The organism is Anaerotruncus sp., from assembly GCF_057433415.1.
On sequence record NZ_DBMDHH010000007.1, the window covers coordinates 36374 to 57904 of the forward strand.

Sequence of the window (21531 nt, forward strand, 5' to 3'; positions counted from 1 at the left end):
AATTATTTTTTGCTATTTTACACTCACTTTTTGGGCAGACAAAAAACCCGCATGACAGCCATCAAACTGGCTTATCATGCGGGTTTTGGCGGAGATGGAGAGATTCGAACTCTCGCGCCCGTTTCCAGACCTACTCCCTTAGCAGGGGAGCCCCTTCACCGACTTGGGTACATCTCCAAATGGGTGGTGCGTTCAGGATATTTAGTTGTGGAGGGGATGTTGGCGGAGAGAGTGGGATTCGAACCCACGGCTCTTTCGAGTCACCGGTTTTCAAGACCGGCTCCTTAAACCGCTCGGACATCTCTCCGTACGTAACGCCAATCATAATACCATATTTATGGGGACAAGTCAAGTGGTTTCCCCGCGCGGAGCGCGGCGGGGGGCGGATTTTTTGCCCGGGGCGCGGCGCTTGGCGGCGGGCTTTTTGCGCACCGAGAAGCCGAAGGTGCCGAGGCTTTTCCCCAGCGCGAAGTATTCCCCGTGGGCGTAGGCGGCAAGCCCCACGGAGCCCAGGTGCAGCTTGCCGGCGCGGTCGACGAGGGAGGGGTCGACGCCGACGGCGACGATCTCGGCTAGAAACATGTCGTGGGAGCCGAGCGGCAGCACCTGCCGCACGACACATTCGAGCGAGAGGGGACACTCGGCGACCGAGGGGGCCGACACCTTACCGGAGGCCTCGGGAGTAAGGCCGCAGGCGGAGAACTTGTCAAGGCCGCGGCCGGAACGCACGCCGCAGAAATCGGTGGCGCGCACGAGCGCGGCGGTGGTGAGGTTGACGACGAACTCCCCCGTCTCGGAGATCAGCCCGTGGGAATACCGTTCGGGGCGCACCGAGACATAGGTCATGGCGGGATTCGTATTTACGATGCCCGTCCACGCGACGGTCAAAAGGTTCGGCTTTTCGAGCGTTCCGCAGGAGACGAGCGCGGGCGGCACGGGCGCGAGCAGCGTCCCCGGCTTCCAAAGCAGCTTCGGCATGTATAGGTTCCGCCCTTTCCGGTCAATTTATCCTTAGTATACCATCATTCCGCCGCAAGGTGCAACGTTTTACGGATTTCTTTGGTAGACAAGCCCAATTTGGACGGGTATAATTGTAGTCAGACGGACCGCGGCCGGTGCCCGGGCACCGGAGGAACGGCCGAACCGGCGGCGTCAATTTCGCCGGGGCTTGCCCGGTTGGGGAAGCCGGAAAGAAAGCGGGAAGGGATGACCTCCAATGAAGGATGGACTGATCAAGGCGGCGGTGGGCACGCCGGAAATCCGGGTGGCGGACTGCGCCTACAACGCGGCGTCGGCCGCTGCGGCGGCCAGGCGCGCCGCGATGGAGGGCGTGCGGATTTTGGCGCTGCCCGAGCTCTGCCTGACGGGGTACACCTGCGGCGACCTCTTCCTGCAGGACACGCTGATCGAGGGGGCGTATGCCGCCCTTGAGACGGTGCGCCGGGAGACGGAGGACCTCGACATGCTCCTGGCGGTGGGGCTGCCGGTCATGTGGCACGGAAAGCTCTACAACTGCGCAGCGGTCCTCTGCCGTGGGGAGGTGCTCGGGCTGGTGCCCAAGACCCATCTGCCCAACTACGGCGAATATTATGAAAAACGGTGGTTCGCCCCCGCGCCGGAGGAGAACGGCTATCTGACGGGCGTCTTTGGGGAGGACGTGATCCCCTTCGGCGCAAAGCAGCTCTTCCACTGCGAGGAGCTGCCCGGGCTGGTGCTCGGCGTCGAGGTGTGCGAGGACCTGTGGGCGCCCTGCCCGCCGTCGATCACGCTCGCGCAGGCGGGCGCGACGGTGCTCGTGAACCTTTCGGCAGGGGACGAGACGGTCGGCAAGGCCGCCTACCGCCGGGAGCTGGTGAAGAACCAGTCGGCGAGGCTCGTCTGCGGCTACCTCTATGCCAACGCGGGCGAGGGGGAGTCGACCACCGACATGGTCTTTTCGGGGCACGGGCTCATTGCGGAGGACGGCGCGCTGCTCGCGGAGAAGCCGCCCTTTACCGGCGGGTTCGCCGTCACCGACCTGGACATCGGCCGGATCACCGCCGAGCGCAGGCGGCTGACCACCTTCCCGGCCGCCGCCCGCGAGGGCTACCTGAGCAGCACCTTCTCCCTCTCCCCACGCGAGACGCCGCTCACCCGGACGGTGCCGCGGCACCCCTTCCTGCCTTCGCCGGGGGAACGGGACGGCTGCTGCGAGCAGGTCCTGCAGATCCAGTCGCGCGGGCTTGCCCGGCGGCTCGCCCACTCAGGCGCGAAGACCGCCGTCGTGGGCATCTCGGGCGGGCTCGATTCGGCGCTCGCCCTGCTCGCGGCGGTGCGCGCGGCCGATCTGCTCGGCCGTCCGCGCGTCAGCGTGCAGGCGGTGACAATGCCCGGCTTCGGCACGACCGCGCGCACGAAGGGCAACGCGGAACTCCTCTGCGAACGGCTCGGCGTGAGCTTCTCCTGCGTGGATATCGCGGACGCGGTCGGCGTGCACTTCCGCGACATCGGGCAGGACCCCGGCCTGCGCGACGTGACCTATGAAAACGCGCAGGCGCGCGAGCGCACCCAGGTGCTGATGGACATCGCCAACCGCACGGGCGGGCTGGTGGTCGGCACGGGGGACCTCTCCGAGCTGGCGCTCGGCTGGGCCACCTACAACGGCGACCACATGTCGATGTACGGAGTCAACGCGTCGGTGCCCAAGACGCTGGCGCGGGAGCTCGTGGCATACGAGGCGGACCGCGCCGGCGACCCGGTCCTCGCAAAAGTGCTGCGCGACATCCTCGACACCCCGGTGAGCCCCGAGCTGCTCCCGCCCGCCGAGGGGGAGATCGGGCAGAAGACGGAGGATCTCGTGGGGCCCTACGAGCTGCACGACTTTTTCCTCTACTACCTCGTGCGCTGGGGATTTTCCCCCCGCAAGATCCTGCGCCTCGCCCTGCGCGCCTTCGACGGCCAATACGGGCGCGAAACGATCCTCCACTGGCTGCGGACCTTCTGCCGCAGGTTTTTCGCGCAGCAGTTCAAACGCTCCTGCCTGCCCGACGGGCCGAAGATCGGTTCGGTCTCCCTCTCGCCGCGCGGCGACTGGCGGATGCCGAGCGACGCGGCCGCCGCCCTCTGGCTCGCAGAGCTCGACGCGCTCTCCTGATCCCGCGACACAGCCTCCCGGCCCCGCACAGCGGGGGCCGGGAGGCTTTTTTGACGCGCCCGGACGGGCTGAGGGGAAACCGGCGCCTGCTAAAAAATCGCATATTTTGGCTTTTTGATTGTAAAGACTTTCCAGCGGGCGGGTGGTAGGATAAAATCACCGAAAGGGAGAAACACCCGAATCTGCGAGAAGGAGAAAAGAAAAATGAAAAAGAGAATCCTGGCAATCGTCCTGGCAGTGTGCATGGCGTCCATGGTGTTCGCGGGGTGCGGCAGCGAGCCCGCGGCGGCTCCGGCCCCGGCCGATACGCCCGCCTCCGCCGACGCGGCCCCGGCTCCCGCCGAGCCCGCCGCCAAGCCCGCCAACGACAAGCTCGTCGTCGGGTTCGCGCAGATCGGACAGGAGTCCGGCTGGCGTGACGCCGAGACCCAGTCCATCCAGTTCTACGCGGGCCAGAACATCGACACGATCGACCTCAAGTTCGCGGACGCGCAGCAGAAACAGGAAAACCAGATTAAGGCGATCAAATCGTTCATCGACATGGGCGTCGACGTCATCGGGCTCGCCCCCGTCGTGGAAACCGGCTGGGACGCGGTCTTCACCGAGGCCAAGGAGGCCGGCATCCCGATCGTGCTCGTCGACCGCAAGGCTGACGTTCCCGAGGACCTCTACGCGACCTTCATCGGCTCCGACTTCATCAAGGAGGGCAACGACGGCGCCGACGAGATGGCGCGCCTGCTCGACAACAAGGGCAAGATCGTCGAGCTTGAGGGCACCGTGGGTGCCTCCGCGGCCAATGACCGCAAGAAGGGCTTCGACGACCAGATCGCGGCCAAATATCCCGACATCGAGATCCTCGCCTCCCAGACCGGCGACTTCACCCGTGCGAAGGGCAAAGAGGTCATGGAGTCCTTCCTGAAGACCTACGGCAGCGAGATCCAGGGCGTTTTCGCCCACAACGACGACATGATGCTCGGCGCGATCGAAGCGATCAAGGAAGCCGGGCTCAAGCCGGGCGTCGACATCAAGACCGTCTCCTGCGACGGCGTCAAGGGCATCTTTGAGGCGATGGCCGCCGGCGAGGCGAACGTCACCGTCGAGTGCAACCCGCTGCTCGGACCCCAGTTCTTCGAGACCTGCGCCAAGCTCAAGGCCGGCGAGACGGTTGAGAAGTGGATCAAATCCGAAGAGGGCGTCTACCGCGCCGAAACCGCGGCCGAGGACCTGCCGAACCGCGTCTACTGATCCAAGTCTTTTCATTCTTTCTTCCCAACACGAATAGAAACGTTGAAATCCGCTCCGGCGCTGGGTCGGAGCGGATTTCGACAGTCATGCAGGAATAGCGAGAGGAGGATACGGCGATGGATGCGGAAAAGCTGCTTCTGCGCATGGAGCACATCTCCAAGCGGTTCCCGGCGGTCGTGGCGCTGGACGACGTGGAGTTTTCCCTGCGCGCGGGGGAGATTCACGCGCTGCTCGGCGAAAACGGCGCGGGCAAATCCACGCTGATCAAGGTGCTGACCGGCGTGGAACAGCGCGACAGCGGGACCGTCTGGCTGGAGGGGAAGGAGATCTTCCCCCGGACCCCGCAGGAGGCGCAGGAGACCGGCATCAGCACGGTGTATCAGGAGATCAATCTCTGCCCCAACCTGTCGGTGGCGGAGAACATCTATATCGGCCGCGAGCCCCGCAGGGCGGGGCGCATCGACTGGAAAACCATCAACCGGAAGGCGGCGGAGCTGCTCGGCCGGTTTAATCTGAATATCGACGTCACCCAGAACCTCGACGCCTATTCGGTCGCGGTGCAGCAGATGGTCGCCATCGCGCGCGCCGTCGACATTTCGGCCCGGGTGCTCATCCTCGACGAGCCGACCTCGAGCCTCACGGCGGTCGAGGTGCAAAAGCTCTTCGAGATCATGCGGATGCTCAAAAGCCAGGGCATGGGCATCATCTTCGTCACCCACTTCCTCGATCAGGTCTATGAGGTCACCGACACGATCACCGTGCTGCGCAACGGCGAATATGTCGGCACCTACGCGACCGCCGAGCTGCCGCGGGTCCAGCTGGTCGGCAAGATGATCGGCAAGGAGTACGCCGAGCTCGAGGGCAGCGCCGCCGCGAAGGGCGGCGAGGAGCGGATGGGCGAGGTGCTCGTGGAGCTGCGCGGGGCGGGCTCCGCCTCGATCCCGGACGTGAACCTCGAGATCCGCCGGGGCGAGGTGCTCGGCCTCTCCGGGCTGCTCGGCTCGGGGCGCAGCGAGACCGCCCGGCTCATCTTCGGCGTCGACCGGATGGAGCGGGGGGAGGTCGACGTGCGGGGCAGGAAGACGGAGGTGCGCGGCACCCTCGCGGCGATCCGCAGCGGGTTCGCCTTCTGCCCCGAGAACCGCAAGACGGAGGGCATCGTGGGGGATTTGACCATCCGCGAAAACATCGTCCTCGCCCTCCAGACCAAGCGGGGGATGCTGCGGGCGATCTCCCGCGCGGAGGCGGAGAAGATCGCGGACGAGTACATCGAAAAGCTCGCGATCAAAACCCCCTCGCAGGACCAGCTCATCCGCAACCTGTCGGGCGGCAACCAGCAGAAGGTCATCCTCGCCCGCTGGCTTGCCACCAACCCCGACCTGCTGATGCTCGACGAGCCGACGCGCGGCATCGACATCGGCACCAAGGCGGAGATCCAGAAGATCGTCATCCAGCTGGCCGAGGAGGGCATGGCGCTCATCTTCATCTCGTCCGAAATCGACGAGATGCTGCGCTGCTGCAACCGTATGGCGGTGCTGCGGGACAAGGTGAAGGTCGCCGAGCTCTCCGGTGAGGAGATCTCCGAGGCGGCCATCATGAATCTGATCGCGGGAGGTGCGCAGAATGAACAGCCGGCTTAAAAAGCTCACGAAGTGCCAGTCCTTCTGGCCGCTGATGGTGCTGCTCGCCATCCTGCTCGTCAACGGCGTCGTGTCGGGCGGCGCCTTCTTCCAGATGAGGATCGTCGACGGCCACCTCTACGGCAGGCTCATCGACATCCTGCGCAACGGCTCCAAGCTCATGCTGCTCGCGACCGGCATGACGATGGTGCTCGCCACCGGCGGCACCGACATCTCGGTCGGATCGGTCATGGCGATTTCGGGCGCGATCGCCTGCTCGGTCGTCGACGGGCGCATCCTGTCGTCGCTCGGCGGCAGCGTCACGGCCGCGGTGCTCATCGCGGTGCTCGCGGGCGTCCTCTGCGGCGCGTGGAACGGGCTGCTCGTCTCCAAGATCAAAATCCAGCCGATCGTCGCCACGATGATCCTCATGGTGGCGGGGCGCGGCATCGCGCAGCTCATCACCGACGGCAAGATCGTCACCGTCAATTCGGACGCCTACTACTTCATTAACGGCGGCTACATCCTCGGACTGCCCTTTCCCCTCTTCATCGTCGGGTTCTTCGTGCTGCTCATCATGCTCTTCACCAAGAAGACCGCGTTCGGGCTCTTCGTCGAATCGACCGGCTGCAACCCGGTGTCGAGCCGGTTCGCGGGCATCAACGTCGACCGGGTGAAGCTGGTCATCTACACCTTCTGCGGCGCGATGGCGGCCATCGCGGGACTCATCGAGTCGGCGGGCATCAAGGGCGCCGACTGCAACAACGCCGGCCTGATGATCGAGATGGACGCGATCCTCGCGGTCGCGATCGGCGGCACCTCCCTCGCGGGCGGGCGGTTCTCGATCCCCGCCTCGATCGTCGGCGCGCTGATCATCCAGTCGATCACCACCTCGGTCTACGCGATGGGCGTCGCCCCCGAGGTCACGCAGGTGGTCAAGGCCCTCATCGTCGTCGCGATCTGCCTGGCGCAGTCGAAGAAGTTCAAGGCCGCCGTCGCGGCCAGGCTGACCTCCCGGAAGGCGGTGAGCGCGGCGTGAGCACACTGGAAAAAACAAGGCGCAGGGGCGGGATCAAAAACGTCTCCCTCTTCATCACCGTCATCCTCTTCGTGGGGCTGTTCGCGGCGGGGTCGGTCAGATACGACCGCTTCCTCTCCCTCTCCACCTTCTTGAACCTCTTCAATGACAACGCCTACCTCATCATCGTCTCGGTCGGCATCACCTTCGTGCTGCTGACCGGAGGCATCGACATCTCGGTCGCCTCCACCCTCGCGTTCACCTGCGTCTTCTCCGCCTTCCTGCTGCGGCTGGGAGTGCCCGCCTTCGTGGTCATCCCGCTGGTGCTGCTCATCGGGCTGGGCGTCGGCGCACTGATGGGCTTCCTCATCCACAGCTACGATCTCCAGCCCTTCATCGTCACCCTCGCGGGGCAGTTCTTCATGCGCGGTCTGTGCGCGGTGATCAGCACCGAGTCGATCCCCATCTCCGACGGCTTCTACAAGAGCATGGCGCTGGGCAAGGTCGCCTTCGGCAAGGCGAAGCTCTATTACTACGTGTTCATCGCGCTGGCGGTCGTGGCGCTCGCCTACTACGTGCTCAAATACACCAAGTTCGGCCGCGGGGTCTACGCGGTGGGCGGCGGCGAGCAGTCGGCGGTGCTCATGGGGCTTCCGGTGGCGCGCACCAAGATCTCCGTCTACGCGATCAGCGGCTTCTGCGCGGCGCTGGCCGGCGTGGTGTTCAGCTTCTACACGCTGGCGGGCTATTCGCTCCAGAACATGGGCCTCGAGCTCGACGCGATCTCCTCGGCGGTCATCGGCGGCACGCTGCTCACCGGCGGTGTCGGCACCGTGATCGGCACGATGTTCGGCGTGCTCATCCAGGGCGTCATCCAGACGATCGTCACCTACCAGAACCTCAACACCTGGTGGACCAAGGTCACGATCGCGGCGCTGCTCTGCGTCTTCATCGTCATCCAGCGGATCATCGCCATCCGCGCGGAAAAGCTTAAAAACAAGGGTTAACGCGGGCTTCGCGTGACTGCCGGTCCGGCCGCTTTGACAAAAGCGGCCGGACAATCTTGGTTATATTGAACCTGCCGCGAAAGCGGTTTTTCCGCTATAATGGAAAAGTCCGGAAAAACGGGAAAGGGGGGACGCGCGATGAGGCGGCTTTGGGAGCTCTTCCAGAACAACCGGTTCCGCAACAAGATGGCGATCACCTATGTCTTTATGGCGCTCATCCCCCTGGTCATCTTCGCCGCGGTGAGCGCGGGGGTCTTCCTGTCGCAGGCGCGGCAGACGACGATGGCCCACACCGCGCAGATCACCGGGCAGGTGAGCAACTCGATCGACATGTACATCAGCACGATCGACAAGATGGCCGACTACCTGACCTGCATGCTCCAGCGCAGCGGGATGCTCGAGGACGCGGCGGCGTGGGAACGGATGCAGACGCCTGTCTCGAGCACCCTCAGCGACATCGCGCGCTCCCACCCCGAGATTGCGGGCATCCTGATCGCCACCGAGCAGGACGACAGCGTAAGCACGGGGATGAGCCGCATCTCCCGCGACCCCTTCACGAGCGAGAACTGGTACCGGCTGGCGTCGACCGAGCCCGACCGGGTGGTGCTGGTGGGCAGCACGACGGGGCGGAACATCGTCACCAAGCAGGACTACAGCGCGGACAACGTCTTTTCGCTGGCCAAGGCGGTCAAGGACCGCCGGACGGGCGAGGTGCGCGGGGTCATCCTCTTCTACGTGAGCCACGAGATCATCACCGACTCGATCAAGAACGTGACAATCGGGGAGAAGGGGTTCGTCTTTGTCGTCGACTCCGACGACAACATGGTCTTCACCCCCGTCAACGAGATCGTCTACCGCGTCGACCCCGCCTGGCTCGACGGGGACGCGGGCGTCCCGGTGACCGCGCAGATCGCGGGCGGGCGCTACCAGATCCGCTACGAGCAGAGCGGCTTTACCGGCTGGAAGACGGTGGGCGTCTTTTCCCTCGACGAGGTCATGGGCGGCATCAACACGATCGTCTATGTGCTCATCCTCTGCATCGTCGGGACGGGCGCGCTGGTGCTCTTCGTGTCGCTGCAGCTCGCCAACTCGGTCACCAAGCCGATCTCCAAGCTCCAGAAGCTCATGAAGCAGGCGGAGTCGGGCGACCTGTCCGTGCGGTTCAACAGCCTCTACAGCGACGAGATCGGCGACCTCGGCCACAGCTTCAACCATATGATCCACCGCATCGACCACCTGATCCACCGGGTGTACGAGGAGCAGCAGAGCAAGCGGGACGCCGAGCTCAAGAGCCTGCAGGAGCAGATCAAGCCCCACTTCCTCTACAACACCCTCGACACGATCAGCTGGATGGCGCGCGACTACGGCGCCGACGACATCGTGAGGCTGGTCGACGCGCTCACCAGCATGTTCCGCATCGGCCTCTCCCACGGCAAGGACTTCATCAGCGTGCAGGAGGAGATTACCCACGTCTCCAACTACCTCTATATCCAGAAGATCCGCTACAAGGACAAGCTCAATTACGCGGTCGACGTCCCGGCCGAGCTTTCGGGCTGCCTCGTGCCCAAGCTGATTTTGCAGCCGCTCGTCGAAAACGCCATCTACCACGGCATCAAGCAGAAGCGGGGCGGCGGCACGATCGCCGTCACGGGGCGGATGTCGGAGGAGGGGCTTCGCATCACCGTGCGGGACGACGGCGCGGGCATGCCGCCCGAACGCCTCGCCGCGCTGCGGGAACAGCTCAAAAAGCCGCTCGACGAGATGGAGAAGACGAGCTTCGGGCTCTTCTACATCGCGGAGCGCATCCGGCTGTGCTACGGGGACCGCTACGGGATATCGCTTGACAGCACGCCGGGGGAGGGCACGACGGTGACGGTCTCGCTGCCCGCCCGGGCGGAATTGATCAACCGGGAGGTTTTCCATGTATAAGGCATTGATCGCGGATGACGAGGAGATCATCCGGAGCGGCCTTTCTCGGCTGCTCGCAAGGGACCCGGACTTTGAAGTCGCCGCGCTGGCGGAGGACGGGGAGCAGGCGCTCGAGCTGGCCGCCGAGCGCCTGCCCGACCTGCTGCTCGTCGACATCAACATGCCCTTTTTGAACGGGCTGGAATTCATCGAGCGGCTCGAGGGGGTGCTGCGGGGCGCGGTCATCATCGTCATCACCGGCTACGACGATTTTTCCTACGCGCAGCAGGCGCTGCGGCTGGGGGTGTTCGACTACCTGCTCAAGCCGGTGATGGAGGACGCGTTCTACGACGCGGTCGGGCGCGCCAAGCAGCAGCTCCAGACCAACCGCAGGCAGGTCAAATACCTCGACTGGGCGCGCATGCAGCTCGAAAAGAACCGCTCGTCGCTCGTCGCCGCCTTCCTCGACGGCTGGCTTGAGGGGCGGTACAGCGAGCCGGAGGTGGCCGAGCAGCTCGGCTACCTCGGCATCTCCATCCCCGAGCCCTACGGCGTCACGGTCGCGCACCTCTCGGTGAACGAGGGGAAGACGATGGTGGGGCAGGAGTGGGACGAGAACCTGCTCTATTACGCGGCGGAGAACATCGCGCGGGAGCTCTTCGAGCCGCTCGGCCCGGTGACCTCCTGCAAGAACGCGAGCGGCGATCTCGTGGTCCTCTCCTCCTGCCTGCCCGCCGCGCGCTGGAGCGCCACCGCGCGGGAGCTGCGGGAGCTGCTGGAGGAGCACCTGCCCGCGCAGGCGGTGCTGTCGCAGGTCCCGGGTGACCGTCTGGCCGGTCTGCCCGAGGCGTACGACGACGCGATGGAGCTGCTCGAGCAGCGGGAAAAATGCCCGCAGTCGGTGCTGGAGGCGCGGCGTTACATCGAGGAGCGCTACGCCGACCCCTGCCTCTCGCTCCAGGGGGCGGCGGACCGCCTGCACCTCTCCCCCCAGCACCTGAGCCGCCTCTTCCGCCACGAGACGGGGGTCACCTTTGTCGACTACCTCTCGCGGGTGCGCATCCGGCGGGCGGTCGAGCTGCTCGCCGACGGGGAGCTCAAGATGTACGAGATCGCGGAGCGGGTGGGTTATTCAAGCCAGCACTATTTCAGCAGCGCCTTCAAAAAGGTGCTCGGCGTCTCCCCGATGGAGTATCGGAGGGGCGGCGCCGCGCGGTGACGGAAAAGGAGGGGACGGCCATATGAGAAGGGAATTCCGGCGGCTGACGGCGGCGCTGCTCTGCGCCGCCCTGCTCCTGCTGCCCGCGGGCTGCCGGTCCGGGCCGGAGGAGGGGAAGATCCGGTATGTCATCGGCGTCTCGCAGGCCAACATGCGCGAGCCGTGGCGGCTGGTGCTGATCCGCGAACTGCAGGAGGAGGCGGCCAGGCATCCGGAGATCCGGCTGGTCATAACCGACGCGACCTCCGACGGCGAAAAGCAGGTCGAGGACATCCAGCGCCTGCTCGGCTACGGCATCGATCTGCTGATCGTCTCGCCCCACGACGTCGAGCGGATCACGCCGGTGGTCAGCGAGGTCTACCAGAAGATCCCCGTCATCGTGCTCGACCGGGTGGTGGAGGGCTACGACTACTCCCTCTTCATCGGGCCGGACAACGACCTGATCGGCAAGCAGGCGGGGGAGGCCGCCGTCCGGCTCGTGCGGGGCTCGGCGGCGAAGGTGCTCGAGCTCAAGGGCGGGCCCCATTCGCAGGCGAGCGCCGAGCGCAGCGGCGGCTTTCGCTCGGTCACCTCCCTTTTCCCGCTCATCGAGATCGAGTCGGTCACGGTGGAAAACGAGTCGCGCGACGCGGCGGAGGACCTGGTGAGCGCCTACGGCGAGCGGCTCCGGGAGTTCGACGTGATCTTCGCGCACAACGACTATATGGCGCTCGGCGCCTATAAGGCCGCCCACCGGCTCGGCTGCGACGACGTGAAAATCGTCGGCATCGACGGCTTCACCGGGCAGGACGGCGGGCTGGAGCTCATCCGCGGCGGGAAAATCGACGAGACGATCACCTGCCCGACCGGCGGCAGGGAGGCGATCCAGTTTTCGCTCGACATCCTCGGGAAGGTGAGCGGCGTGCCCAAGCAGGTCATCCTGCGCAGCCACGCGATCACGCGGGAAAATGTGGACAGCTACGAGCGCCAGCTCGACCGTGCGACCCGTCCGGTCGACCGGACGATCCGCGTGGGCTACGCACAGGTGGGCACCGAGAGCGGCTGGCGGCTGGCGAACAACCAGTCGATCCGGGACGCGGCGCGGGAGTTCGGCGTCGATCTGACCGCCATTGACGCGGACAACGACCAGCAGGCCCAGCTCGAGGCGGTGCGGGAGTTTATCCGGCAGAGGATGGACGTGATCGTCATCTCCCCCATCGTCGACAGCGGCTGGGACGAGGTGCTCATGGAGGCGCGCGACGCGGGCATCCCCGTGCTGCTTTCCGACCGGAAGATCTCCGTGGCGGAGGACGACCTCTTCATGACCTTCATCGGCGCGGACTTCATCGAGGAGGGCCGCCGCGCCATGCGCTGGACGGCGGCGAACGTGCCCGCGGATAAGCACCCGGTGCGCATCCTTGAAATCCAGGGGACGGTCGGGGCCACCCCGACCATCGAGCGCAAGCGGGGCTTTGAGATGCTGTTGGCCGAGCATCCCGACTATTCGATCGTCTATTCCGCGGGCGGCGACTTCACCCGGGAGGGGGGACGTCTCGTCGTCGAGCAGTATCTGCGGGAGCACGCGTGGGACATCGACGTGATCTATTCCCACAACGACGACATGGCGCTCGGCGCGGTCGACGCGCTCGAGGCGGCGGGCATCCAGCCGGGCCGGGACGTGAAGATCATCTCGGTGGACGGCACAGAGGAGGCGGTCAAGGCGCTCGAGGAGGGCAGGCTCAACTGCGTGGTCGAGTGCAGCCCGCTGCTCGGGCCGCAGCTCATGAAGGCGGTGACCGACCTGATGAGCGGGAAGGAACTGCCGCTGCGGATCATCACAGACGAACGGGTCTTTACCGCGCAGACCCCCAGAGAGGAGCTGCGCGGGCGCAAATATTGAGGCGCGAAAAAGGGCCGGCGGCCGTTTGGCCGCCGGTCCTTTCCGGGTTTTTTCAGCTCTGGCGGAGCACGCAGATCCGGTAGCTCCCGGTGTAAAAGGGCGCGGACTCTCCGCGCGCCTCCTGCCGGTCGCAGAAGAGGTCGTAGCGGTAGCGGGCGGGCTCCTCCCCCTCCACGCAGAGGGCGCTGGCCGCGAAGGAGACGTAGAGGTAGCCCGGCTTCTCCCGGTCCTCCCCGAGCTCGTCGTCAAAGACCATGCTCAGATCGAAGCGCTGGCCGGGGAAGATAATGTTGCGGACGCTCTGCCCGTCCACGTTTTGAAAAATCTGCGTGGACTCGTAATAGCCGTTCTCATACTGCACGTCGGTCACGACGCCCACCATAAAATCGGAGAGGGTCAGTTCGGTGATCGGGACCTGTCCGGGGTTGACGAGGCTCAGGGTGAGCTTGCGGGTGTCCTCCCCCACCGACTCGGTGAAAAAGAGGGTGTCCCCGCTGAAAAGGTCGATGCCGTCGAACGCGCTGTCCCACACCTCGCAGAGCACGGGCCGGTCCTTGCAGACACAGAGCATGGGGAACCTCCTTCCGCTTTGCAGCAGCTGCTTGAGGTTGTTTTCCGTCCGGTCGATCCGGTCGATCACCAGGCGGGCGTTTTCCTTCCCGTCCTGCCGGTTCGCCAGCAGCGAAAGGCGCCCCTTCTGCCCCAGCTGGGCGGAAAGGTACCTGTCCAGCCGCGCGTAGCAGTCGGTAAAGAGGTGGTCAAGCCGTTCACTGCGTCGGATGTCGGGGTGCTCCCGGTAGAACCGCTCGGTCAGTTCGGCGCGCCAGTCGTCGGTGAGGACCTGGGGATCGGTGTACGCGTAGGTCAGCTTGTCCGCAGCGTCCCGCACGGCCTCCGCCTCCGCCCCGCCGGAGCACTGGCGCTCGATGGCCGCGTCCAGCTCGCCGTACAGCCGCTCCAGCGCCCGCTCGTCGAGCCTGTCCTGCGCAAACCCCTTGAATGCTTCCTGCACGGCGCTCTGCACGAATGAGGCGATCACGCCCGCAGCCTGTTCGATCATCCTGCCCGCTCCCTTCCGGTTTCTTCCATTCATTATAGGACTATTTTCAACAAAATACAACCGGGACGGTCCAAAAAAACCGTCTGGGACGGAGAAAGCGGCGGCGGGCGCGGGGAAATGGCGGAAGCCCCTTGGCAAAGGGGCTTCCGCCGTGTTACACTGGACCCGGCCGCACGGCGGCCGGAAACGGGGGAGTTATGGTGATCAAGCTGGTTGCGAGCGATCTGGACGGGACGCTCCTGCAAAACGGGGCCCAGGCCCTGACGCCCGAGGCCCTGCGGCTGATCGGGAAGCTGCTGGAGCGGGGGATCCTCTTCGCGCCCGCGAGCGGGCGGCAGTATCCCAACCTGCGGCGGATGTTTTCGCCCCACTGGCACGAGATGCTCTTTATCTGTGAAAACGGCGCGCTCACGATGCACCACGGCGCGGCGCTCTCCACCATCCCGCTCGAACGGGAGACGGGGGAGGCGCTCATGCGGGACATCCTCGCGCGCGACGACTGCGAGGTCATGCTCTCGGGGCGGGAGACCTCCTACCTCTGCCCGCGCCGCAGGAGCTACTCCGACTTTGTCGTCTACACGATGAAAAACACCGTCACGATCGTGGACGACCTCTTCTCGGTGGACGAGGAATTTTTGAAGGTTTCCGCCTACGTCCACGGGGACGGCGCGGCGCGCGTGGCCCCGGCTTTCATCGAAAAGTGGGGGAATGTCGTGACGGCCGCCGTGTCGGGCGCGGCGTGGATCGACTTCACGGTCGCCGACAAGGGGATGGCGATCGAGGCGGTCGCCCGGCGGCTGGGCATCGGGAAGGACGAGATGATGGCCTTTGGGGACAACTTCAACGATGTGGAGATGCTCGAGGCGGTCGGCCGCCCCTGCCTGATGGAGACCGCCGACCCGGCGCTGCTCGAACGGTTCCCCAGCCGCTGCGCGCGCGTGGAGGAGGCGCTGGCGGCGCTTCTGGCGGAGATTTCCTGAGGCGCGCCCCGGAAAGAAAAGCCGCGGCGGCGCTTTGATTGACAGGAAACGGAAATTCCCTTATAATGAGGATAAAGTGTGCATCACCGCGTCAGCGGGGAAAAGCGTACGCTACATCGTGAGGAGGACAATTTTATGGCACCAAAGGGCAAAACCATGTTGAAAGTGGTCAGCATTCTGTACATCATCTTTTCCGGCATCAGCATCCTGTTCGGGCTGCTCGCGCTGGTGGGCGGCGGCATGATCGCGGCCGGCGGCGACATGATGGGCGCCGGGGTCGGCGCGGTCGCGGCGATCATGGGCGTGGTCGTCATCCTTTCCAGCGTTTTCAGCCTGATCGTCGGCATCATCGGCGTCAAAAACTGCGCGAAGCCCGAGAAGGCGCAGGTCTGCTTCGTGCTCGGCATCATCCTGATCGTGCTCGCCGCGTTGAGCCTGATCAGCTCCTTCGGAAGCGACGGCAACGTCTTCTCCGGCCTGATCGGCCTCGTGCTGCCGGTCCTGTACACGCTGGGCGCCTACTGGAACAAGCAGTCGGCCGCCGCCCCGGCGGCGCCCCAGGCTCCGTCGGACGACGCGAACCGGAACGGCCCCGAGCTGTAAGAATATCCCGGATAAAAAGAACCGCGCCTGGCGCGGTTCTTTTTTTGATTGCATTTCCAGGGACGCTGTGCGATACTGGAACAAGAACGAAACAGAACGAGGCGTCGCCATGGGCAGTCCGATTTGATCTTCGGAATTTCACCGGCAAAATGAAATTCGGAGGGAACACAATTGAATCGAAAAATCGGGATTCCCCTGTTGTGCGCGACGGCGTTTTTACAGGGCATGGTATTCTATGGCCCGATCGCGACCCTTTACCGGCAGGCGCGCGGCGTCTCGGTCTTCCAGATCACACTGATCGAGAGCATCTCCCTCGCCTGCCTGATCGCTTTGGAGATTCCGTGGGGCTACGTGGCCGACCGGATCGGCTACCGGCGCACGCTGGCCGCTTGCAACGTCCTCTACTTCCTCTCCAAGATCGTCTTCTGGCGGGCGGAGGGCTTTGGAGGGTTCCTGCTCGAACGGCTGATGCTGTCGGTGGTGCTCTCGGGCTTCTCCGGCTGCGACTCCGCCTATCTCTTTTCCCTCGCGGGGGAGGGGGAGAGCCAGAAGGCCTTCGGCGCCTACGAGGCGTCGGCGACGGCCGGCCTGGTCGCCGCGTCGCTTCTCTTTTCCACCGCGGTCGGCGGCGACTTTGACGCGGCCGGCTTTCTCACCGTCCTCTCCTACGGGGCGGCGATGGTTTTGACCTTCTTTTTGCCCGAGGTGCCGCCGCCCGCGCGGCGGAGCGCGGGCTTTGGGGCCCGCGCCGGGGAGGCCGCGCGGGAGGTGTGGGGCAACCGGCGGTTCCTGCTCTTCCTTGCGGCGGCCGCCCTGCTCACGGAATCGAACCAGACGATCACCGTCTTCCTCAGCCAGCTCCAGTATGTCCGCGCGGGCATTCCCGCCCGCGCGATGGGATACCTGTTCATCCCGCTGACCCTCATGGGGCTCTTCGCCGCGCGTTCCCACCGGCTGACCGCCCGGCTGGGGGAGGGGCGGGCCCTTTCGGGGCTCTTCCTGCTCGGCGCGCTCTCCTGCGGGCTGCTCGCGGTAACCGGAAGCTCCGTGCTTTCGGTGGCGGGCATCCTTGCGCTGCGGCTGTCCGCGTCGGTCTTCGCGCCCATCGGCATGGAGGTCCAGAACCGGCAGGTGCGTTCCTGCGGGCGGGCCACGATGCTGTCGGTCTACTCGAGCGTGATGAACCTGGTCGCGGTGGGCACCGGCCTGATCTTCGGCAGGCTCGCCGAGGAGGGCGTCGGGCGGGCGATGGCGGCGGGCGCGGGATTCTGCCTGACGGGCCTTTTGCTTTACACCCTGTGGCGGCGCTTGCCGGAAGGGACGGCCGGTTAGTCCGCCGCAATTTTCCGATTCGTCAAACTTTACACACAGGAACTTCACAATAGCGCCGCATACTGGAAGGGTGGAAAGGCGCGGGCCTTTCAAAATGAACGTTGGGACGGTGCCGGAATGGATAGTAAAATATTGATCGCGGAGGACGAAGCGAAGATCCGACAGCTCGTGGCGAGCTACCTCGTACGGGAGGGCTTCAAGGTGGTGGAGGCCGCCGACGGCCAGCAGGCGGTGGAGAAGTTCGAGGACAACGACGACGTCGTGCTGGTCATGCTCGACGTGATGATGCCCCGCAAGGACGGGTACGACGCCTGCCGGGAGATCCGCAGCAAGTCGGACGTGCCGATTTTGATGCTGACCGCGCGCGACAGCGAGCGGGACGAGGTGACGGGGTTCCACATGGGGGCGGACGAATACATCGCCAAGCCCTTTTCGCCCACCATCCTTGTGACGCGGGTGAAGAACCTTTTAAAGCGCACGAACGCCAACGACATGAGCGACGCGGAGGTGGGCGGGCTCAAAATCCTCTACCGCGAGCGCACGGTGCTGGTGGACGGGCAAAAGATCATCACCACCCCCAAGGAGTTCGACCTACTCTACTACCTCGTGAAAAACCAGGGGATCGTGCTCACCCGCGACCAGATCATCTGCACGGTGTGGGACATGGACTACAACGGGGACGACCGCACGGTCGACACCCACATCAAATGCCTGCGCGCCAAGCTGGGGAAATACGCCTCCTGCATCACCACCGTAAGGAAAGTGGGATACAAATTTGAGTGGACGGATTAAAAGCGGCATCCGCAAGGAGCTTTTCGGGGTCATCTTCTTCATCCTCGTGGTGAATGTGGTGGTCCTGCTTTTCATGGGCTCCACCCTGTTCGAGCGGTTCTACCAGAGCAACAAGGTCAGCGAGCTGGAGCAGAGCGCGCGGGCGATCCGCGCCGCCTACCAGGAGAACAGCGGGGAAATCTACGACGCGATCGGGAAACTGGAAAACGGCAACGCGATCGTGAGTCTCTTTGAGATCGGCGGGGACGGGCGCGTTCAGATGCGCTACCACTCCCGCACCGGACGGGAGGAGATGCGCCCGTGGGGCGACCGGGAAAACGCCCCCAAGCCGCGGGGGGAGGACGTCGATCGGTTCCAGGAGAAGATGCTCGCGCGGCTGCGGGACTCGGACGAGAGCTTCGACGTGCGGCTGGAGGAGTCCTTCAACCCGTGGGAAGACGACGGGATGCTCACCCTCTCCACCCGTCTGGACGACAACCTCTACCTCTATATCCAGACCCCGCGCGGGTACCTCAAATCCTTTGCCGACCTCGCGGTCAAGTACACCGCGCTGATGTCGATCGCGATCCTGCTGGTGGGCGCGGTGATCATCTATTTCGTGGTCGGGCGGATCACGCGGCCGATCCAGGGGATTCAGCGGGCGGCGGACAAGATCTCGCGGCTCGACTTCTCCGAGCGGTGCGAGGCGAAGGGCCACGACGAGATCGCGATGCTCGCCGGGAGCGTCAACCAGATGTCGGACGACCTGCAGGCGGCGGTGAGCCGGCTGGTGGAGGCCAATGAGGTGCTCCAGAACGACCTCGTGCGCCAGCAGCAGACCGACCGTCTGCGCCAGCAGTTCGTGGCGAACGTCTCGCACGATTTCAAGACGCCGCTCACCCTCATGATCAGCTACGCCGAGGCGCTCGCGGAGGAGGAGACCGACCCGCGGCGGAAGGAGTCGTGCGAGATCATCATCGCGGAGAGCAACCGGCTCTCGCTGATGGTGGGAAAGCTGCTCGAGCTCTCCCGGCTGGAGAGCGGCGTGGAAAAGGCGCAGCTCTCGATCTTCTGCCTGAGCGAGGTACTCGACAGCGCCGTGCGCAGCCACCGCATCCTCACCGAGCGCAAACGCCTCACGGTGAAAAAGGAGCTCGAGGAGGAGTTCATCGTCTCCGCCGACTATTCGATGATCGGGCAGGCGGTGAACAACCTCTTTGAAAACGCGGTCAAATATTCCCCGGAGCAGGGCGTCATCCGGCTGTGCGTACAGGATGGCGGGGCGGGCCTCTGCCGCGTGTCGGTGGAGAACCAGAGCCCGCCCATCGCAGAGGACGACCTCGGCAGCCTCTTCGACAGCTTCTACCGCGCCGACAAGTCCCGCTCCCGCGAGGTGCAGGGCTACGGCCTCGGGCTCGCGATCGTTAAGGTCGTCATGGAGGCCCACGGGATGGACTACGGGGTCGAAAACATCGAGGGCGGGGTCCGGTTCTGGTTTTGCCTGCCGCTCGCGGAGATCGGCGAGGAGGCGGATCCGGAGGAGGACAGCGGGGACGACGGCCCCTGAGACTCTGGAAAATGATGGGCTGTGACCGCAAAAGACAGGGAAAGACAGGAAAAACGGCGCGGCGGGTATCCGTCCGCCGTTTTTTTTGTATGTTTACGGGCGCGCGGGATGCGGGAAGCATTGATTTGTGACCGCAAAGGGAATACAATGTCTATAGCGGATGCGCCTTCCGGCGCGGACGCTTGGAAAGAGAGGCGCCCGCCAATGAAAAAGAACATCCTCATGCGGACCAACCTGCTGGTCTGCCTGATCATCATCGTGGGGTTCCTGCTGACGGCGGTGCTCAGCTACCGCGCGAACTACAGCGCGTCGCTGCAGAATATCGAGGAGGTCTCCTCGCTGACCTCGGAGGGCATCTACTACCAGATGGCCACCACCTTCACCAAGCCGGTCAACGTGTCGCTGACGATGGCCAACGACAGCCTGCTCCGGGAATACCTCTCCGGCGAGGGGGAGCATCTGGACGACCCCTCCTACATCGGCACCCTGAGCAAATACCTCGGCGCCTACCAGCGGAAATACGACTACGACGCGGTCTTCCTGATCTCCACGCGCACCGGCCGCTACTACAATTTCAACGGCCTCGACCGGGTACTGGACCCCGGCGACCCGGAGAACGTCTGGTATTACGAGCTGCTGCAAAGCCCCGAGGACTACGCCATGAACGTGGACAACGACGAGGTGGAGGGCGCGGAAAACCGGATCACCGTGTTCGTCAACTGCAAGATCCGCGACGAGAGCGGAGAGGTGATCGGCGTCGTGGGCGTGGGGATGCGGATCACCAGCCTGCAGGCGGTGCTGCAGGGCTACGAGGACAAATTCGGCGTCGGCGCCTTCCTGGTCGACGGGAACGGCACGATCGAGATCTCCCCCCAATACACCGGCTACGAGACGGTCAACCTCTTCGACGTCACCCACTACAGCGACCGGGTCCGGCGGGAGATCCTCACCTGGAAGGAGGAGGGCATGGCCTGCAGCTTCTGGATCACCGGCGGCTCGGGGTTCCAGAAGACCGACTACGTGGTCGCGCGCTACCTGCCCGAACTGGAGTGGCACCTGGTGGTGAACCAGGACACCGCCGCGCTGGTGGAGTCTCTCAACCGCCAGCTCGTTTTGACCATGCTGGTGATCTGCGTGATCATCGCCGTGATCCTCTGGGTCATCACCCACGTGATCCGCGCCTTCAACCGCCAGATCGTCGAGCTGACCCAGTCGGTCGAGCAGGAGCGGCGCACGGTGTTCGAAAAAGCCACCGGTCAGCTCTTTGAAGACATTTACGAGCTGGACATCACCGCCAACCGGCCCGCCAACCACGCCACCGAGCAGTATTTTGAAAGCCTCGGCGCCCCGCACGGGACCCCCTACGACAAGGCGCTGCAGATCGTCGCGGAAAAGCAGGTCAAGGAGGAGTTCCGGCAGGGGTATCTCGACACCTTCCTGCCCGAAAACGTGCTGCGGGCCTTCCGGCAGGGCCGCGAGACCCTGCGGTATGAGCTCATGATCAGCAGGGACGGCGGGGAGTACTACTGGATGCGGATCACCGCGCGGCTCGTCCCGCTGGAGGGGGACGGCAGCCTGCGCATGCTGGTATACCGGCAGAACATCGACGCGGAAAAGAAGCAGGAGGAACGGATGCGCCTGCTCGCCCAGACCGACGAGATGACCGGGCTGTTTACCAAGGCGGCGACCCAGCGGCGGATCGAGGACTGCCTGCGGGAGAACCCGGGTCGCCTGTACGCCTTCTTCATCTTCGACATCGACAACTTCAAGCAGGCCAACGACAGCTACGGCCACGCCTTCGGGGACGGGGTCATCCGGGAATTCACGCGCATCCTGCGCGGGCATTTCCGCGCGGACGACCTGCTCGGGCGCATCGGAGGCGACGAGTTCGCGGCCTTCGTGGCCGCGCCGGACGAGACGTGGGCGGCCGAAAAGGCGGCGGAGCTCTCCGCCGCGCTCGACCGGGCCTACGGCGCGGAGGAAAAGAACTGGCACCTCTCCGCCAGCATCGGCGTCTCCTTCGCCCCCCGGCAGGGGGACGGCTTCGACGGCCTCTACCGGGCAGCGGACGCCGCTCTCTACGAGTCCAAGGGGCGGGGCAAGAACGGCTACACGATCTCGGACGGCGCGCGCGGGAGGGACTGATCCAAAAGCGGCGGAATACGCAAAGGGGCCGCCCGGCAGACGCCG

Annotated in this window: 16 protein-coding genes and 2 tRNA genes; 14 read left to right on the forward strand and 4 right to left on the reverse strand. The window is 64.9% G+C overall.

Annotated elements, in window-relative coordinates; all coding sequences use genetic code 11:
* Positions 1–86: 86 nt before the first annotated feature.
* The 3 genes from ACZO3G_RS03430 to ACZO3G_RS03440 all read right to left on the reverse strand — a co-directional run bounded on the left by ACZO3G_RS03430 (position 87) and on the right by ACZO3G_RS03440 (position 978).
* Positions 87–177: transfer RNA gene (locus ACZO3G_RS03430), tRNA-Ser, on the reverse strand.
* Between the two features lie 43 nt (positions 178–220).
* Positions 221–307: transfer RNA gene (locus tag ACZO3G_RS03435), tRNA-Ser, on the reverse strand.
* Positions 308–348: 41 nt separating this feature from the next.
* Positions 349–978, reverse strand: coding sequence for a flavin reductase family protein (locus ACZO3G_RS03440; RefSeq protein WP_276870549.1), 630 nt, complete (start codon positions 976–978; stop codon positions 349–351).
* A 238-nt stretch (positions 979–1216) separates the two neighbouring features.
* Here ACZO3G_RS03440 and ACZO3G_RS03445 point away from each other — a divergent pair, with 238 nt between their 5' ends.
* From ACZO3G_RS03445 to ACZO3G_RS03480, 8 genes are all read left to right on the forward strand, one after another.
* Entirely contained in the window at positions 1217–3133 is a 1917-nt protein-coding gene (locus tag ACZO3G_RS03445; RefSeq protein ID WP_276870551.1) for an NAD(+) synthase, read from the forward strand.
* A gap of 204 nt (positions 3134–3337) precedes the next feature.
* A complete protein-coding gene (locus tag ACZO3G_RS03450) occupies positions 3338–4378 on the forward strand; it encodes an ABC transporter substrate-binding protein (protein WP_101552622.1) in 1041 nt (346 codons plus the stop codon).
* Between the two features lie 116 nt (positions 4379–4494).
* Positions 4495–6018 carry a sugar ABC transporter ATP-binding protein gene (locus tag ACZO3G_RS03455; protein WP_276870560.1) on the forward strand — a complete coding sequence of 508 codons (1524 nt, stop codon included), beginning with the start codon at positions 4495–4497 and terminating at the stop codon, positions 6016–6018.
* A complete protein-coding gene (locus tag ACZO3G_RS03460; RefSeq protein WP_101552618.1) occupies positions 6002–7036 on the forward strand; it encodes an ABC transporter permease in 1035 nt (344 codons plus the stop codon). The genes ACZO3G_RS03455 and ACZO3G_RS03460 overlap by 17 nt, the downstream gene beginning before the upstream one ends.
* Entirely contained in the window at positions 7033–8022 is a 990-nt protein-coding gene (gene yjfF, locus ACZO3G_RS03465) for a galactofuranose ABC transporter, permease protein YjfF (protein ID WP_306574532.1), read from the forward strand. Before ACZO3G_RS03460 ends, yjfF begins: the two co-directional genes overlap by 4 nt.
* A gap of 138 nt (positions 8023–8160) precedes the next feature.
* On the forward strand, positions 8161–9951 hold the full coding sequence (locus tag ACZO3G_RS03470; RefSeq protein ID WP_276870564.1) for a cache domain-containing sensor histidine kinase: 1791 nt from the start codon (positions 8161–8163) through the stop codon (positions 9949–9951).
* Positions 9944–11149: a response regulator transcription factor gene (locus tag ACZO3G_RS03475; protein WP_101552614.1), complete on the forward strand. Its 1206-nt coding sequence runs from the start codon at positions 9944–9946 to the stop codon at positions 11147–11149. Before ACZO3G_RS03470 ends, ACZO3G_RS03475 begins: the two co-directional genes overlap by 8 nt.
* A 22-nt stretch (positions 11150–11171) precedes the next feature.
* On the forward strand, positions 11172–13028 hold the full coding sequence (locus ACZO3G_RS03480) for a substrate-binding domain-containing protein (RefSeq protein ID WP_276870566.1): 1857 nt from the start codon (positions 11172–11174) through the stop codon (positions 13026–13028).
* A 52-nt stretch (positions 13029–13080) separates the two neighbouring features.
* On the opposite strand, the gene ACZO3G_RS03485 is transcribed toward ACZO3G_RS03480, so the two are convergent.
* Positions 13081–14088 carry a hypothetical protein gene (locus ACZO3G_RS03485; RefSeq protein WP_101552611.1) on the reverse strand — a complete coding sequence of 336 codons (1008 nt, stop codon included), beginning with the start codon at positions 14086–14088 and terminating at the stop codon, positions 13081–13083.
* A 200-nt stretch (positions 14089–14288) separates the two neighbouring features.
* On the opposite strand from ACZO3G_RS03485, the gene ACZO3G_RS03490 reads away from it, so the two are divergent.
* The 6 genes from ACZO3G_RS03490 (at position 14289) to ACZO3G_RS03515 (ending at position 21486) form a co-directional block, all read left to right on the forward strand.
* On the forward strand, positions 14289–15068 hold the full coding sequence (locus ACZO3G_RS03490) for an HAD-IIB family hydrolase (RefSeq protein WP_158595605.1): 780 nt from the start codon (positions 14289–14291) through the stop codon (positions 15066–15068).
* Positions 15069–15203: 135 nt separating this feature from the next.
* The gene (locus tag ACZO3G_RS03495; RefSeq protein WP_276870571.1) at positions 15204–15671 is read left to right on the forward strand and encodes a hypothetical protein; all 468 of its coding nucleotides are present in this window, start codon (positions 15204–15206) and stop codon (positions 15669–15671) included.
* A gap of 171 nt (positions 15672–15842) precedes the next feature.
* A complete protein-coding gene (locus tag ACZO3G_RS03500) occupies positions 15843–17003 on the forward strand; it encodes an MFS transporter (protein WP_276870573.1) in 1161 nt (386 codons plus the stop codon).
* Between the two features lie 117 nt (positions 17004–17120).
* The gene (locus ACZO3G_RS03505) at positions 17121–17795 is read left to right on the forward strand and encodes a response regulator transcription factor (RefSeq protein ID WP_276870576.1); all 675 of its coding nucleotides are present in this window, start codon (positions 17121–17123) and stop codon (positions 17793–17795) included.
* Positions 17779–19341, forward strand: a complete 1563-nt coding sequence (locus tag ACZO3G_RS03510; protein ID WP_276870578.1) for a sensor histidine kinase — start codon at positions 17779–17781, stop codon at positions 19339–19341. The genes ACZO3G_RS03505 and ACZO3G_RS03510 overlap by 17 nt, the downstream gene beginning before the upstream one ends.
* Positions 19342–19545: 204 nt before the next feature.
* Positions 19546–21486, forward strand: a complete 1941-nt coding sequence (locus ACZO3G_RS03515; RefSeq protein WP_276870581.1) for a sensor domain-containing diguanylate cyclase — start codon at positions 19546–19548, stop codon at positions 21484–21486.
* Positions 21487–21531: the final 45 nt, after the last annotated feature.